The following is a 12,610-nucleotide window of genomic DNA, read 5'->3' on the forward strand; positions in this document are numbered from 1 at the left end:
ATGAAAACAATATTGTTTTTTTTCTTAGTACTGCTTCTTTCTCCTTATGCGCTGAGTCAGAAAAATAAAGATTATAAAAATGGAGAAGAGTTTAATAAACTTTGTGAGAGTGGGTCAGAATATCATGAGAATCGGATATTTGATGGGTTATCTAGCTCGGAATATATTAATTGGACTCAAGTAGAGCTAATGAATGTAAGTAGTCGTTATGATTATTCTTCTACCATGATTAATCATGCGGATGATGAATATATATCTTGCGATCTTATTGTAGATTACCAATACAACGACAAGCAGATATCCATTAACTCTACATATTTGTTGTCATTAGAGAATGATCAAATTAAAAGTACTGAAGCGTCTACCAAAGAAGCAGTTAGAGACTTTATTGTAAGGGTAATAGTTAATTGAAAACCAAGGTTTGTCTGCTCGCTTTTATGATGCTCCATGCGTCGCACGGGCTTGCAGCCACAGAGCACAAGAGCCTCAGATTTTCTAAGCATGTGCATGAGCAATGCGGCATAAAAGTGATTGATAATGCGGGAGAGCTCAATTTTGGGCATCACTACGATGGGCAAGCACTGAGCTTCGAGCTGACATCAAACAGAAAAGGTGGGCGTGTGCGATTGAAGCTGGTCCATTTTGATCTTGGTAGCTTTGAAGGCACGGTTGAGCTGTCACAAGTTTACTTTCGGGTAGATGGTGCTTTTCGCTACCAAGGTAATGTCGATTACTGGCGGCAAGGTATTGAATTAGAATCCGATTTCCTGCGTGAATACCCCAATGTCACAGTGAGTGCGAGAATTGAACTTCAAGATTACAATGCGCCGGCAGGTGAACATTTCATCAATATGGAGTGGGGGATTGAGTGTTATTAGTTCCTGAAAAATATGTTCGAACAAAACCTATATTTACATCTGTATACATATTTGATATGAGATAAGTGGCATTTATTCTTTGCCTGTTTGCGCAACGACTATCTATGCTTTTAAGTACGGTTACTGAAGTAATCGACAATTAATTACAAAGATAGACGTCAGGCTCACAAAGGTTAGGGAAAACTGCTTATGAAAATATCGTCACTTTCGATCCGAAATCGCTTGCTTATTGGCAACATGATTACCGTCAGTATTTTGGTTGTGCTGTGTGTTGTCGTTTGGAACTCCATCAAAACACTCAACAACACTGATGATATGGTCACCCACACATATCAAGTTATCGATCACTCCGACCGATTAGTTAACTCCATGGTCGACCGAGAAACCGGATTGAGAGGGTATGCGATTGGGGGGCAGGAAGAGTATTTAGAACCTTACTATTTCGGTCAAAAGGCTTTTGATGATAGTTTCACTACGGTCAGGAATCTAACTAGCGACAATCCTCCTCAACAGGCGCGATTTGATGAAGTTAAGCAACTCGCATTGGGTTGGCAGGCGTATGCAGAAGAGGTTATCTCACTTCGAAAAAGCATCTATGAAGGTGAGACTTACGTTAATGAGTTGCAGTCCCTGATTGCCAGTGGTGTCGGCAAACAAAAAATGGATGCCTTGAGAAAAGAAGCCGCCTCGGGTCAGTATCCAAATGGTGAGCGACTCATCAACCATATGATCAACATGGAAACTGGCTTACGCGGCTTTATGTTGAATCGCCAAGAAGAGTTCCTCGAACCCTATCACAATGGCTTAGAGCAAGTAGAACAAGAGCTCGCTTTTATGGGTAACTCCAAGTTAGCTCGAGATGTTCGCGCATGGATCGATGATTACGCGTCGCAAGCTATTGCCTTAGTCCGACAAGCAAACCGGTTTAATTCCATTGATGCTCTCTACGCCAAGTTGTCCAAAAAAGAAGGCAAGCAATTTATGGATGCTCTGCGAGGCAAAGTTGCAGAGATCATCGATATCGAAAAAGGCTTGATGGTTGAGCGTAAAGAAGCCGCGACAACAGCTTCAGAACTGGCGCTGATTGTGATTGTCGCTGGTGGCGTATCTTCAGCACTGTTCTGCTTTGGGTTTGGTGCCTTCATTTCAAGAAATATTACTGTGCAGATTCAGTATGTGATTGGTGTTGCCAAACAGCTGGCGAAGGGGGATCTCACGGTTAAGATCGAAAAGGGTGAGCATAATGAAATCGGCCAGTTAACCGACGCTCTGAAAGCTACGGCAGACAGCCTAAAAACCATTATTAGCAATATGATGGTCGCGAGTGAGCGTCTCAGCAGCTCATCTACCCAGCTCACCAACATCACTGTCGCTACCAACAAAGGTGCCAATGAACAGATGTTGATGACAGATCAAGTTGCAGTTGCAATGAACCAGATGTCGATTTCTGTTCAAGAGGTGGCGCGTAATGCGGTCGATACTGCTCAATCTGCAGAAGAGGCAAGCAGTGAAGCGAAACAAGGACAGGCGGTTGTAGAACAGACCACAGACAGTATCAATTCTTTAGAATCTGAGATTGATGGCACCATGAGTCGTTTAGAAGACTTGTCCCGCGAGGCCACCAATATTGGCGGTATTCTTGATGTGATTTTAGATATCGCGGCGCAAACCAATCTATTGGCTCTTAATGCAGCGATAGAAGCCGCTAGGGCTGGAGAACAAGGAAGAGGCTTTGCTGTGGTAGCAGATGAGGTTCGAAGCCTTGCTCAGCGTACTCAAGATTCTACCTCTGAGATTCAGAGCTTGATTGAGCGTTTACAAGCCGGAACCCAAGAAGTGGTAAGCAGCATGGGAACTTGTAGTGATATTGCTAAAGCAAGTGTCGTCAATGCCGAAAAATCAGGCCATGCGTTTGATGTGATCACTCAATCCATCAGTCGTATCACTGACATGAGTACACAAAGTGCGAGTGCCTCAGAGCAGCAAAGTGTCACGGTCGAGCAGATAAACCAAAATGTGGTTAACGTGAACCGTATAACCAAAGAGAGCGTTACGGGCGCGGAGCAAACCGTTGAGTCTAGTCAGGAGCTCGTCAATTTATCAGAGAAATTGCAGAGTATCGTCGGCCAATTCAAGGTGAAAAGCGCCAGCTAAACGGAATAGAGAGTCTTCAACCAAAAGCGAGCACTGAGCTCGCTTTTTTATTTTCTAAATGAAGTGAAAGCAATCTAAAAAATAAATGAAAAAAGTGCTTTACCTAAAGTTAACTTGAGGTTTTATGATGCCAACCAAGCGATAAGGAGAGAGGCTCTCCAACTAAATATAAAGGCATGATATGAATCCAAAAATGATTGAACAGTACTTCCAACGAATTGGCTTAATCCATCAACCTGAGATTAATGAATCAACACTAAGGCTTATCCACCATCATCAACACCGCGCAATCCCATTTGAGAATCTAGCAATCTTAAACGGTGAGTCGATTGATATCACGCAACAGGCGATATTCGAGAAGTTGGTTTTAAGCGAGCGAGGCGGTTACTGCCAAGAGCTCAACGGGTTGCTATTCAATGTCCTTTCATACCTTGGATTTACCATTCGACCTCTGCTTGCTCGTGTGCATTTTGGTGAGCAACCAACAGGACATGGTCATCGCATCAATTTGGTGACCATTGACGATCAACAGTGGATTGTCGACGCCGGTTTTGGCACCAGCACACCACGAGCACCGCTACCGCTGGTATTCAATCAAGAGATCAAAACCGATCTTCAAACGTTTCGTTTCATTAAAGACCCACTGTTCGGAAACATGCTGCAAACCTTGGAAGAAGACACTTGGAAAAACATGTACAGCTTAGATATGAACCATGTGGTTTGGAATGACTTGGAATACGGTAATCATTTTACCTCGACTCATCCAAGCTCTTTGTTTACTCAGAACTGTGTTGTCGCAAGACCAACTGATGAGGGTATTACGACTTTATTCAATCGAACATTAAAGATTCGACGAGGTGGTGTAGAGCAAGAGATCGAATTAGAGAACGAATCGGATTTTTATCACGCACTAAAACAGCACTTTGGTCTGGAACCTAAGATTTCTTACCAAGCATTTATTCCATTTTTAGACAAACCAGAGGCTTAACAATGAAGATATTAGCAATAGGCGCGACCAACAGCACGGAATCTATCAACAAACAATTGGCGACATATACTGCTGGCTTAATCACTGGATCAGCGGTGGAGACTCTAGACCTGAACGACTTTGAAATGCCGATTTACAGCGAACAGCGTGAAAAGAACCAAGGCATTCCAGAGTTGGCTCATCGATTCTTTAATAAGATTAGCGAGTCAGATGCCGTTGTGATCTCGTTTGCCGAATACAATGGGACTTATACGGCAGCGTTTAAGAATATCTTTGACTGGGTCTCTCGCATTAATATGAAGGTGTATCAAGGTAAGCCTGTCGTGATGCTAGCGACGTCACCCGGCGCGGGTGGTGCAAGTTCAGTGCTAGCTTCAGCAGTGGCTTCTGCGCCGTATTTTGACGCGGATGTGAAAGGGCATTTATCGGTACCAAGCTTTTACGATAATTTCGACGTAGCAGCTGGACAGTTAAAACATCCAGAGTTGGTACAAGAGCTTAAGTCCATCATGAGTAAAGTTGCTCAGGTTAAATAAACCGCGTATTCGTATTACTACACCCAATAAAAAACCGAAGCGCTAGGCTTCGGTTATTCATTGCGATTGGTATGAGCCTATTCAAGCAGTCCAACACCGAGTTCATGACTCTTTCGCTCCATCCAACGATCCAGTTTTGGCGGCCATTCAATACTTGGCTCAACATAGAAGCCACGGAGCATTGAGAAGTACACTGCTTGATCGATAAGAGGCAGAGTTGATTCACCATTCTCGAAGTTAAGCAATAACTCTGCATCTTTTAACAACGGATTGATCAACTGTACGAATTGAGGAGTCTGTTCAATCAGTTTGTCGAAGTTGAACTCTTCCGTCTCTTTACTCTCGCGCCAAGCTGCTTTGCTCTCTTCAGTGCGATATTCAGGTAGGTCTAGTTTCCACCAACGTGGGCGACCGATACGCTGTGTGAGTGGGAAAGCGCGAGTCTGGAACTGGGTTACAGGGTTTGCAGGCTCTCGAGGTTCATCGCTGTTCGCAAGATCCATAAAGTAACTGATGATGTCTAGGCTTTCCGCCATGATAGAACCGTCGTCTTTTTCAAGAACTGGCACCATTTTTTTACCAATAAGATCAATCAAGGTCTGTGCATCATGATAGTCGACTGACACCAGTTCCACAGTCAGCCCTAGCGAGCGTGCAACGAAAGCGACGCGGGCGCAGAATGGGCAGTGATCATAGATATAAAGCTTCATGGCTTCCCCTTAAATGTATAAGCTTTCCAAAGCATAAGATAACGCTAATGTATCAGAACTTATTTAAGACCATAAGTACTTGTATTGAAATGTAATAGAAATTTCGTAACCCGCAAGGAGCTGGGTGAAGGATCAAGTTGTAGTGGGTCGCAGAAATAGATAAGGCCCTGGTAATTCACTCCAATGCAGAAGAGTGTATTGACCAAGGCCCTAATTCGTTGATGTTTCTAATTGCGCGCTATCGCCAGCTAAAAACGTCTAATTATGCTTTTTTAAGATCTTGCATTGGGTAAGTTAGTGTTAGACCACCCTCGATAGTTGAAACGTGAACGTAGAAACCGCCAGAGCTTAGGCCTGTTACTACCATCTCACCTAGTTCGATACCCTTTGTTGCTACAACACGATCTTCGATTGAAAACATTTTAAACACCTTCAATAAATTAAAATTAACTTTGCTTTTCGAAGGCGGATTTAATCAGATGATCCAGTGATCGACTAATCAGGTAATTTGTCGTCAAGACAACGAAAGGTTATTCAAGATAAGTCGATCATTACAAATCATAGGGTTAGTGAAATATATTTAAAGTTCGTCCGCTGGATAATGCACACCAACCTGACGACGCATTTCTGTTATTAGCTCTGACACGGTGATCGCGCGCTGTTGCGCTTGTGATTGCGCTTCTTTGTTACCTTTCAGCACTTGAGCAAACATCTCAGCCTCGTAGCACATCGAGTTCTCGCGTTGTGGTTGGCTTAATTCTTCAACATCGCCATTTCGGTATTGAATTTTAACGTGAGTACATTCTGCAACATGGTCGATCAGAATCGCGCCTAGCTCACCCTGAATCTCGCTGTATGCGTAAGAGTCGCTGACCTTAGAGTGCGCTAGGGTCACGTCAAATTCTGGGTAGTAGAAGATGGCACTGCCGTGACCATCAACCCCTGATTCTAGTAGGTGTGCTGATGCTTGAACGCTCTTAGGTTTCCCAAACAGAGAAACAGCTGCGGCTACAGAGTAGAAGCCGATGTCCACCAAAGAGCCATTTGAGAAAACAGGGTTGAACGTGTTTGGGTTTTCTCCGTCCAGGTATCGTTGATAGCGAGATGAGTACTGACAGTAGCTGATGTGCGCTTTATGGATTCTACCTATCTTAGGCAACGCTTGTTGAACGGCTTGAAAGTTAGGGAGATACTGAGATTTGTAAGCCTCGAACAGAACAACATCATTGTTTTTGGCAACTTCAAACATCTTGGTTGCTTCACGAATGTTTGAAGCAATAGGTTTCTCGCAGATAACGTGCTTGTTGTGCTCCATCAGCATGATTGCTTGCTGACAGTGGAACGAATTCGGTGAGGCGATGTAAACAGCATCAATGGCCGGATCGTTAGCAAGCTCGTCTATATCTGTGTAGTGAGTCTCTACGCCAAACTCCTTGCCGAACTCAACTGCGCTCTCTAGATTTCGAGAATAGACGGCGGTTAATTGCATAGCGTTAACTTCATGTGCAGCCTGCACAAATTTTTGAGTAATCCAATTGGTGCCAATTACAGCAAACTTAATCATATCGGTTTTTCCGTCCTTCTTATTGGTGTGTTGGGATAGTAGCACTGGGTGTAAGCGAAAAGAGCGTTAATTGCGGAACAAATTATTGTTGTAGAGAGCCTAATATTATTAATGTTAGTTGGGACATGCTTACCTGATGTGAGTTGTGCAGTGAATGGCGGATTTTGCTAAGGTAATACTAATTGCAAACAAGGTAGTTATTATGCGTATACGCGCGGCCAAAGTGGCTGATATTCAATTCATATTAAAGCTTTCTCACCAGATCAATCGCCAACATCATCAAGGCGCTCCCACGGTTTTTAGTTCCCCTCAAGAAGCAGATGGTGGCTCTGAAGCGTATTGGCTAGGCTTAATGCTAGAGCCGGAAGGGCACTTCTTGGTTGTTGAAAAGGATGAAGAGGTTGTTGCTTTTCTGGCTGGAAAAATCACACAGAATAACGGCGTAAGCTTTATTCAAGACCATAAAGTCGCGCGAGTAAACACTATAGTGGTCGGGGACGACGTTCAAGGGCAAGGGCTAGGCAAAAAGTTGATGCGCGCGTTCAATCAATGGGCACAGTCTAATGGTGCGACAGAACTGCGTTTAGAGGTGATGGAGTTCAATCAGGACGCGCAACGTTTCTATGAGTCTCTTGGAATGGTGACCCAATCGCGAATCATGTCTATGCCGCTTGAGGATGTATGAGTTATCTTGCTTCAATCATGCTTGGGCTTATTTTTATGCTTCCTATATTTAGCTGGGCCGGTATCCCACTAGACGCAGTAAATAGTACTCATCAAGCATCGAGTATGACGCAACCCAAGGTCACTTTGGTTAGAGTCGACAAGTCGTTAAGGCGCATGTTTCTGCTCAATGGGGATAGCTTAATTCGGGAATACAGAATCGCACTGGGCAAGCAACCAAAAGGCCATAAGCGCTTTGAGGGGGACAATCGCACACCAGAAGGGCAATACCATCTAGATTACGTGTTGGAAGAGTCTCGCTTTTACCGTTCTGTTCACATTAGTTACCCCACGTTGTCAGATTTGGAGTGGGCAAAGAAGTATGACTTAGACCCTGGTGGGGATATCAAAATACACGGATTGAAAAACGGGGAACGACGCGCTTCGCGTTATATTCAGAGTTTTGATTGGACTGATGGTTGTATTGCTATTACTAACCGAGAGATGGATGAGTTTATAGAGCTGGTTCAAATGGGCACGCCTATCCATATTGAATGGTAGTTGTGCCCAGTGGCTCTCGTTATGACTCGATGAATCGAGTTGGAAAGTCAGTGAAGATAGCATCGACTTGATTGATATATTCAAAGTCTGCACTTTGGTTGACGGTGTAGCACCAGATCTCTTTTCCGGTCTGCTTAAGGTATTCAATGTCAGCTTGAGTTAGGTTGGCGTAATTCAAGTGGCAGCTGAAGGCGTTGACACACTCTACAGTCGTTTTATCTTCCTGTGCTAACTGCTCGGTGATCATGCCGACTCGGTATTGAGGCATGTGCTTTTTAACCTCTTCGACTACTCGATGGCTAAAACTAGAAATCAGAATGCGGTCGGTATCCATCGAACAACGGATTAACTCGTCGTGAAGCAGCTCAACAACATGCGCGGGCTGGTGGCGGGTATCGACTTTCACCTCCAGATTCACGCTTAGATCGAGTTCTTCAACCAAAGCCAACAGTTCTGCGAGAGTCAGAATTTTCTCATCTTCAAACTCTGACGACTTCCATGAACCAAAATCGAACTGTTTAAGCTCTGCTAAGGTATGCTCGTCGACGCGACCTGTACCGTCACTGCAGCGCTCAAGCGTATGGTCGTGACACACCACCAGTTGATCGTCCAATGTAGGCTGGATGTCGACTTCAATCCATTTCAGGCCAAGTTTAGCTGCCTGTTCAATACTTGCTTGGGTGTTTTCAGGATGCGTCCCTGCGACACCACGGTGACCAACAATCATAGGAGGCATAGTGTTTCCTTCTTCAACGCATTGTTATTCATGCATAAACTAAGTCTAAAGGATAAACGAGTTATCGTCGTTATCTTGATGCACAAATTGAGTTTGCATCGGATTGGTTAGAGTGCATGGGCATTGATGTTGATATGAAGAGTGTGAGAAGCACCTCAATTGAGGTGCATCTCAGGGTTTTGGTCGGCAATTAGTGCGCGATATCCAGTTGATTATCTTTCACGCCATTAATGCGAAACCATCCTGCGATACTAAACCGCTCGGTATTGGTTGGCAGCACTTCGTGCGGAAATTGCTCCGAGAAGAACACAAATAGACGTCCCGCTTTTGGGGGAATGGTTGCTACGTGGTTATCGTCTAAGTCATACACCACTAGCTCCCCTGCATCTTGCTCAGACCATTCATCGTTCATATAGAACACGGTAGTTAGGCGGCGGTTTTCATTGCCTTGGAAGCAATCGAGATGCTTTTGGTAGAAATCCCCTTTGTCGTATTTTGCAAAGTGCGCTTCATACTCAAATAACCCAAGGAAAAAAGCTTGGTTTGTCGCCAAACGGATCTGCTCCATTTTATCTAGAAATTGCGAAGCGGGTTGTCCCATATCTCGGCTCAACCATTGGATTTTATCGCTGCGAATGCTCGACTCGCGCATGACTTCTTCGTTACGGCCAATCCTAGCCTTTTTCCAGTTGTCTGGAATACAGTCCCTCAATGCCACAACTTCGTCATACGTAAGGAAGTCATCCCAAACAAAATAACCTTGGGTAGATAACGCGTCGATCAGTTGGTTCATATAAAGCACTCGGATAGTTGATTAAGGGGCACTTATATAGTCCGAATAACTCAAGCCAACAAATCAGTTTGTTTGTCGTCACGATAACCCAAAGTATGCAGGTATAACTTTAGTGACGCTGTCACTTTGCTTGGGGCGTTCGCTGTTGATTTCGTGTGTAACGACAGCCTTATTTAACAAAATGATCACATTTGTGGGTGATTTTGCTATTGTATAGGTCTGACCAGTTAGCAGTGAACAAGGAGTCGTTTTGCAACTGCACACTATTAAAGGGTATATCCAAGACATGTACTTGGTGGAGTACCCTGATCGTTTGTTATTGCTTGATGGCGCATGCCGAGCAGACATTCCACATCTAAAGTCCTTTATCGAACAAGACCTTGGGCGCGATTTCCATGACTTACATACTGTTGTGGTGACGCACATGCATCCAGATCATGCAGGGGCGGCACATAAACTGCGAGCATTAACGGGTTGTAAGTTGGTGTCCGCCGACCGGGAGTTCGATTGGTACGCACGTTGGGACGGAATGCTGATGCATCTGACGGATTTGGCGTTGGCACGTTGGATGGCAAACCGGTTAGGTAGGCCTAAAGCCAATCTTTGGTACTCACGCAAGTTAAAGCCAGATTATAAGTTGTCGGATGGTGAGACCATTCCCGGTTTTGAGGATTGGGTGGTATTGGAAACTCCGGGTCATACAGACAGAGATTTGTCTGTTTACTGCCCATCTGAGCGCTTGGCCTACGTGGCGGATTTGATGGTGGAAGTGAAACAGAAGTTGATTCCACCATTCCCTATCTTTCACCCTAATAAGTACCGTCAATCGGTAGAGCGGATCTACGATCTGCATCTGGATACCTTGCTGGTGGCACATGGAGGGCAGGTGGCTTTTGATCAACCTGCATTTGAGCATTTGTTGGTAAGTGCACCACGCAGACCCGTGACTCATTGGCGCGTAACTAAAATTAAATGCAAGAGTTTGCTGAAGTCGATTTGGCGGTTTGGCTTTATCGATAAAAAGAAACCTTAAATGACAAAGGCCAGTCGTAGTGACTGGCCTTTGTGTAGGACGAGTAGCAAATTACACAAGCGTATTCGGCAAAATAGCTTGCTTGGACTCTGCTTAAATTACGGTTTCGCGTAAGAGCAGGATCAGTTCAGTAAGAAAGACTCACTTGGGTCAACAATCACTTTATTGCTCATACCCTGACGCCCTAAAAGCATCATGTAAGTCATGTCTTGACGGTTACTCAACGTTAGGTCGATCAGCCATTGCTGACCACCCATACGCAGTAGCGTCTCAATCACGCAGCGTGTCTCTACTTCACCATTCGAAGACTTGATCTTCTTGCTCGCTTTTAATTTCGCGGTGCAACGCACGGTCTCTTCTAGGTGATACACGTCTGGGTGTAGATCGAATTCAACGTAACGTTGCCCATCTTCTTTAAAGCAAAGTAGGTTGTCTACGTGTAGAGAAGAGGTTTTTGCCCCTGTGTCTACGCGCGTGTGCAATCCTGTTATCCCTAACTCAGGTAAGCAAAGTGCTTCAGTGTTCCCTATGATCATTTTGTTGTTCATAATTATTCCAATCATCAGTTAACGGCTTACATGGTCATCTTAACCGTTTAAATATTTCAAATATCAGCCTTTACCGCGAGTACGGTTTGCATTTGGTTTTGCATTCTTTTCGATGAATTCGAAAATCATGTCAGCAACATCTTTGCCAGTCGCTTTCTCGATACCTTCTAGGCCTGGAGAAGAGTTCACTTCCATTACCACAGGGCCATTCTTAGATTGTAGGATATCGACGCCACATAGGTTTAGGCCCATGATTTTTGCTGCGTTGATCGCCGTTGCACGTTCTTCTTTAGTTAGTTTAACCAGTTGAGCAGTACCGCCACGGTGTAGGTTAGAGCGGAACTCACCTTCACCTGCTTGACGTTTCATTGCCGCAATCACTTTGTTACCTACCACAAAGCAACGGATGTCTGCGCCTTTTGCTTCTTCAATGAACTCTTGAACCAAGATGTTCGCTTTTAGGCCCATGAATGCTTCAATTACGCTTTCTGCTGCTTTGTTGGTTTCAGCCAATACCACACCGATACCTTGAGTACCTTCAAGTAGTTTGATAACCAAAGGTGCTCCACCCACGTTCTTGATCAGATCTTGGATCTTGTCAGGACGGCTAGCGAAGCCAGTTTTTGGTAGACCAACACCTTTACGAGACAAAAGCTGTAGTGAGCGTAGTTTGTCGCGAGAGCGGCTGATCGCTACTGATTCATTGATACAGAAAGTGCCCATCATCTCGAATTGACGAACGACCGCAGTACCGTAGAACGTAATGGAAGCGCCAATACGCGGGATCACTGCGTCGTATTGAGGCAGTTCTTCACCCATGTAGCGAATCTTCGGATTGTTACTCGCGATATCTATGTCACAGTGCAACGTGTCGATTACATCGACCTGGTGACCACGAGCTTCTCCAGCCTGCTTTAGACGAGCGGTAGAGTATAGATTTTCGTTGCGAGAAAGAATTGCGATACGCATGGCGTTTCCTTAGTAAATACCTGATTGGTATGTGCAAATTAGTAAGTTGTTTTTAGGTCCTCGGTCTATTTCCTGAGGCTCCTTGTTTGCTTCGGGGCGAACCTTAAGGCTTTTCGAACAACTAAGAAAACGAATTAAATTTGTCGAGTCGACAACAGAAATTTATGAAGGGTTTGAGTTATTGGTACATAAGGGATGCGAGGCCTTTTAGTGTGTAAAGCGAGCCGAAACCAAACTCTGATTGGGGGTAGGAGCTGTTTAAGTGGCGTTCGACTCGCATAACTTGGCGAGGAAATGTGTACTTGTTAGTGGATCAACATAGCTCTAAAAGTGCACGAAGCGTTTCTTTTTCAAGCTGACTGTTCGTAAGTAAAAACTGGGATAGATAGTATTTTCTCATGGCATATCACCTTCATTAGATAGGTTGGTGTTTGACACTGGGCTACTTGTTTGTGTAAAGCCATTTTTATCGATAAT

At 44.4% G+C, this 12,610-nt stretch carries 14 protein-coding genes and 1 pseudogene; 8 read left to right on the plus strand and 7 right to left on the minus strand.

Translation table 11 applies throughout. The features are described from left to right. The 5 genes from FIV04_RS19955 to FIV04_RS19975 all read left to right on the plus strand — a co-directional run bounded on the left by FIV04_RS19955 (position 1) and on the right by FIV04_RS19975 (position 4,556). Positions 1 to 411 (plus strand): hypothetical protein, encoded by a 411-nt coding sequence (locus tag FIV04_RS19955; RefSeq protein WP_152470245.1) that lies wholly within the window; start codon positions 1 to 3, stop codon positions 409 to 411. Further along, positions 408 to 878: a hypothetical protein gene (locus FIV04_RS19960; protein ID WP_152470246.1), complete on the plus strand. Its 471-nt coding sequence runs from the start codon at positions 408 to 410 to the stop codon at positions 876 to 878. The genes FIV04_RS19955 and FIV04_RS19960 overlap by 4 nt, the downstream gene beginning before the upstream one ends. Before the next feature lie 189 nt (positions 879 to 1,067). Beyond that, complete coding sequence (locus tag FIV04_RS19965) at positions 1,068 to 3,032, plus strand: CHASE3 domain-containing protein (protein ID WP_152470247.1); 1,965 nt, start codon at positions 1,068 to 1,070, stop codon at positions 3,030 to 3,032. Positions 3,033 to 3,213: 181 nt separating this feature from the next. Continuing rightward, complete coding sequence (locus FIV04_RS19970) at positions 3,214 to 4,020, plus strand: arylamine N-acetyltransferase (protein WP_152470248.1); 807 nt, start codon at positions 3,214 to 3,216, stop codon at positions 4,018 to 4,020. Positions 4,021 to 4,022: 2 nt separating this feature from the next. Beyond that, a complete protein-coding gene (locus tag FIV04_RS19975; RefSeq protein WP_152470249.1) occupies positions 4,023 to 4,556 on the plus strand; it encodes an NADPH-dependent FMN reductase in 534 nt (177 codons plus the stop codon). 77 nt (positions 4,557 to 4,633) lie between these two features. Here FIV04_RS19975 and grxB read toward each other — a convergent pair whose 3' ends face one another. The 3 genes from grxB to FIV04_RS19990 all read right to left on the minus strand — a co-directional run bounded on the left by grxB (position 4,634) and on the right by FIV04_RS19990 (position 6,830). Continuing rightward, complete coding sequence (gene grxB, locus FIV04_RS19980) at positions 4,634 to 5,266, minus strand: glutaredoxin 2 (protein WP_032550180.1); 633 nt, start codon at positions 5,264 to 5,266, stop codon at positions 4,634 to 4,636. Positions 5,267 to 5,528: 262 nt separating this feature from the next. Further along, the gene (locus tag FIV04_RS19985; protein ID WP_150868588.1) at positions 5,529 to 5,687 is read right to left on the minus strand and encodes a hypothetical protein; all 159 of its coding nucleotides are present in this window, start codon (positions 5,685 to 5,687) and stop codon (positions 5,529 to 5,531) included. Positions 5,688 to 5,846: 159 nt separating this feature from the next. Further along, on the minus strand, positions 5,847 to 6,830 hold the full coding sequence (locus FIV04_RS19990) for a Gfo/Idh/MocA family protein (protein ID WP_152470250.1): 984 nt from the start codon (positions 6,828 to 6,830) through the stop codon (positions 5,847 to 5,849). A gap of 202 nt (positions 6,831 to 7,032) precedes the next feature. Here FIV04_RS19990 and FIV04_RS19995 point away from each other — a divergent pair, with 202 nt between their 5' ends. Further along, positions 7,033 to 7,515 (plus strand): GNAT family N-acetyltransferase, encoded by a 483-nt coding sequence (locus FIV04_RS19995; protein WP_152470251.1) that lies wholly within the window; start codon positions 7,033 to 7,035, stop codon positions 7,513 to 7,515. A 119-nt stretch (positions 7,516 to 7,634) separates the two neighbouring features. Next, positions 7,635 to 8,054: pseudogene (locus FIV04_RS20000) on the plus strand (murein L,D-transpeptidase family protein); the annotation flags it as partial. Between the two features lie 19 nt (positions 8,055 to 8,073). On the opposite strand, the gene FIV04_RS20005 reads toward FIV04_RS20000, so the two are convergent. Further along, positions 8,074 to 8,790, minus strand: a complete 717-nt coding sequence (locus tag FIV04_RS20005; protein WP_152470253.1) for a glycerophosphodiester phosphodiesterase family protein — start codon at positions 8,788 to 8,790, stop codon at positions 8,074 to 8,076. Positions 8,791 to 8,980: 190 nt separating this feature from the next. Next, the gene (locus tag FIV04_RS20010; protein ID WP_152470254.1) at positions 8,981 to 9,583 is read right to left on the minus strand and encodes a 2OG-Fe(II) oxygenase; all 603 of its coding nucleotides are present in this window, start codon (positions 9,581 to 9,583) and stop codon (positions 8,981 to 8,983) included. A 250-nt stretch (positions 9,584 to 9,833) separates the two neighbouring features. Between FIV04_RS20010 and FIV04_RS20015 the strand changes: the two genes are divergently transcribed. Then, a complete protein-coding gene (locus FIV04_RS20015; RefSeq protein WP_152470255.1) occupies positions 9,834 to 10,616 on the plus strand; it encodes an MBL fold metallo-hydrolase in 783 nt (260 codons plus the stop codon). Positions 10,617 to 10,738: 122 nt separating this feature from the next. On the opposite strand, the gene FIV04_RS20020 is transcribed toward FIV04_RS20015, so the two are convergent. Both FIV04_RS20020 and rimK read right to left on the minus strand, forming a co-directional pair. Further along, positions 10,739 to 11,164, minus strand: a complete 426-nt coding sequence (locus tag FIV04_RS20020; protein ID WP_032550185.1) for a RimK/LysX family protein — start codon at positions 11,162 to 11,164, stop codon at positions 10,739 to 10,741. Positions 11,165 to 11,227: 63 nt separating this feature from the next. After that, the gene (rimK, locus tag FIV04_RS20025) at positions 11,228 to 12,133 is read right to left on the minus strand and encodes a 30S ribosomal protein S6--L-glutamate ligase (protein WP_032550186.1); all 906 of its coding nucleotides are present in this window, start codon (positions 12,131 to 12,133) and stop codon (positions 11,228 to 11,230) included. Positions 12,134 to 12,610 lie beyond the last annotated feature (477 nt).

It is taken from the genome of Vibrio sp. THAF190c, from assembly GCF_009363355.1.
GTDB classification, from domain to species: domain Bacteria; phylum Pseudomonadota; class Gammaproteobacteria; order Enterobacterales; family Vibrionaceae; genus Vibrio; species Vibrio fortis_A.